Here is a 3,081-nt window from a genome sequence, read left to right as displayed (position 1 = left end):
CGCTATTTCGTTTCACTTCTGAGTTCGGCATGGAAATCAGGTGGGTCCAAAACGCTATGGTCGCCAAGCAAATTCTTTAATCTGGAAAGCTGTTTTTTAATTCTCGTTCTTACACATTCAATGTTCTTTCATTGAGTCCATCAAAACCCCTTGGGTGTTGTATGGTTAAGCCTCACGGGCAATTAGTACAGGTTAGCTCAACGCCTCACAACGCTTACACACCCTGCCTATCAACGTCGTAGTCTACGACAACCCTTTAGGATACTTAAAGTATCAGGGAGAACTCATCTCAAGGCTCGCTTCCCGCTTAGATGCTTTCAGCGGTTATCGATCCCGAACTTAGCTACCGGGCAATGCGTCTGGCGACACAACCCGAACACCAGAGGTTCGTCCACTCCGGTCCTCTCGTACTAGGAGCAGCCCCTTTCAATTCTCCAACGCCCACGGCAGATAGGGACCGAACTGTCTCACGACGTTCTAAACCCAGCTCGCGTACCACTTTAAATGGCGAACAGCCATACCCTTGGGACCGACTTCAGCCCCAGGATGTGATGAGCCGACATCGAGGTGCCAAACACCGCCGTCGATATGAACTCTTGGGCGGTATCAGCCTGTTATCCCCGGAGTACCTTTTATCCGTTGAGCGATGGCCCTTCCATTCAGAACCACCGGATCACTATGACCTGCTTTCGCACCTGCTCGAATTGTCATTCTCGCAGTCAAGCGGGCTTATGCCATTGCACTAACCTCACGATGTCCAACCGTGATTAGCCCACCTTCGTGCTCCTCCGTTACGCTTTGGGAGGAGACCGCCCCAGTCAAACTACCCACCAGGCACTGTCCGCAACCCCGATGAGGGGTCGACGTTAGAACATCAACACTACAAGGGTGGTATTTCAAGGACGGCTCCACGCAATCTAGCGACTGCGCTTCAAAGCCTCCCACCTATCCTACACATGTAGGGTCAATGTTCAGTGCCAAGCTGTAGTAAAGGTTCACGGGGTCTTTCCGTCTAGCCGCGGGTACACTGCATCTTCACAGCGATTTCAATTTCACTGAGTCTCGGGTGGAGACAGCGTGGCCATCATTACGCCATTCGTGCAGGTCGGAACTTACCCGACAAGGAATTTCGCTACCTTAGGACCGTTATAGTTACGGCCGCCGTTTACCGGGGCTTCGATCAAGAGCTTCGACCGAAGTCTAACCCCATCAATTAACCTTCCGGCACCGGGCAGGCGTCACACCGTATACGTCATCTTGCGATTTTGCACAGTGCTGTGTTTTTAATAAACAGTTGCAGCCACCTGGTATCTGCGACTCTCAATAGCTCCATCCGCGAGGGACTTCACCGTCGAGAGCGTACCTTCTCCCGAAGTTACGGTACCATTTTGCCTAGTTCCTTCACCCGAGTTCTCTCAAGCGCCTTGGTATTCTCTACCCGACCACCTGTGTCGGTTTGGGGTACGATTCCTTACAATCTGAAGCTTAGAGGCTTTTCCTGGAAGCATGGCATCAATGACTTCACATCCGTAGATGCTCGACGTCGTGTCTCAGCCTTAAGAGAAACCGGATTTACCTAATTTCTCAGCCTACGCACTTGAACCTGGACAACCGTCGCCAGGCCCACCTAGCCTTCTCCGTCCCCCCATCGCAATTGTAAGAAGTACGGGAATATTAACCCGTTTCCCATCGACTACGCCTTTCGGCCTCGCCTTAGGGGTCGACTTACCCTGCCCCGATTAACGTTGGACAGGAACCCTTGGTCTTCCGGCGAGGAGGTTTTTCACCCCCTTTATCGTTACTCATGTCAGCATTCGCACTTCTGATACGTCCAGCATGCGTTACCACACACCTTCAACCGCTTACAGAACGCTCCCCTACCCAATGCACTAAAGTGCATTGCCGCAGCTTCGGTTTACTACTTAGCCCCGTTACATCTTCCGCGCAGGCCGACTCGACCAGTGAGCTATTACGCTTTCTTTAAATGATGGCTGCTTCTAAGCCAACATCCTGGCTGTCTGAGCCTTCCCACATCGTTTCCCACTTAGTAGTAATTTGGGACCTTAGCTGGCGGTCTGGGTTGTTTCCCTCTCCACGACGGACGTTAGCACCCGCCGTGTGTCTCCCGGATAGTACTTACTGGTATTCGGAGTTTGCAAAGGGTTGGTAAGTCGGGATGACCCCCTAGCCTTAACAGTGCTCTACCCCCAGTAGTATTCGTCCGAGGCGCTACCTAAATAGCTTTCGGGGAGAACCAGCTATCTCCAGGTTTGATTGGCCTTTCACCCCTAGCCACAAGTCATCCGCTAATTTTTCAACATTAGTCGGTTCGGTCCTCCAGTTGATGTTACTCAACCTTCAACCTGCCCATGGCTAGATCACCTGGTTTCGGGTCTATATCCAGAGACTGAACGCCCAGTTAAGACTCGGTTTCCCTACGGCTCCCCTAGATGGTTAACCTTGCCACTGAATATAAGTCGCTGACCCATTATACAAAAGGTACGCAGTCACAGGACAAAGCCTGCTCCTACTGCTTGTACGTACACGGTTTCAGGTTCTATTTCACTCCCCTCACAGGGGTTCTTTTCGCCTTTCCCTCACGGTACTGGTTCACTATCGGTCAGTCAGTAGTATTTAGCCTTGGAGGATGGTCCCCCCATATTCAGACAGGATATCACGTGTCCCGCCCTACTCGATTTCACTGAACACACGTCGTCAACTACGGGACTATCACCCTGTATCGTCGGCCTTTCCAGGCTGTTCGTCTAACGCGTGTAAAGCTTAAGGGCTAGTCCAATTTCGCTCGCCGCTACTTTCGGAATCTCGGTTGATTTCTTTTCCTCGGGGTACTTAGATGTTTCAGTTCCCCCGGTTCGCCCTGTTGAGCTATGTATTCACTCAACAGTAATACCTTATGGTATTGGGTTTCCCCATTCGGAAATCCCAGACTCAAATGGTTTTTACTACCTAATCTGGGCTTATCGCAAGTTAATACGTCCTTCATCGCCTCTGACTGCCAAGGCATCCACCGTGTACGCTTAGTCACTTAACCATACAACCCGAAGGAGTTTCGAGTTGATG

2 rRNA genes are annotated in these 3,081 nt (G+C 51.2%); both read right to left on the bottom strand.

The window, feature by feature from the left end:
* Nucleotides 1-68, bottom strand: a 5S ribosomal RNA gene (gene rrf, locus R7Z78_RS24120); the annotation flags it as partial.
* Nucleotides 69-161: 93 nt separating this feature from the next.
* Nucleotides 162-3,052 (bottom strand): 23S ribosomal RNA (locus R7Z78_RS24115).
* Nucleotides 3,053-3,081 lie beyond the last annotated feature (29 nt).

This window comes from Vibrio sp. 1167 (assembly GCF_033340375.1).
In the GTDB taxonomy this organism is placed as follows: Bacteria; Pseudomonadota; Gammaproteobacteria; order Enterobacterales; family Vibrionaceae; genus Vibrio; species Vibrio alginolyticus.
Note: the sequence above shows the minus strand (reverse complement) of the source record. Positions and strands in the feature narration are given on the sequence as shown.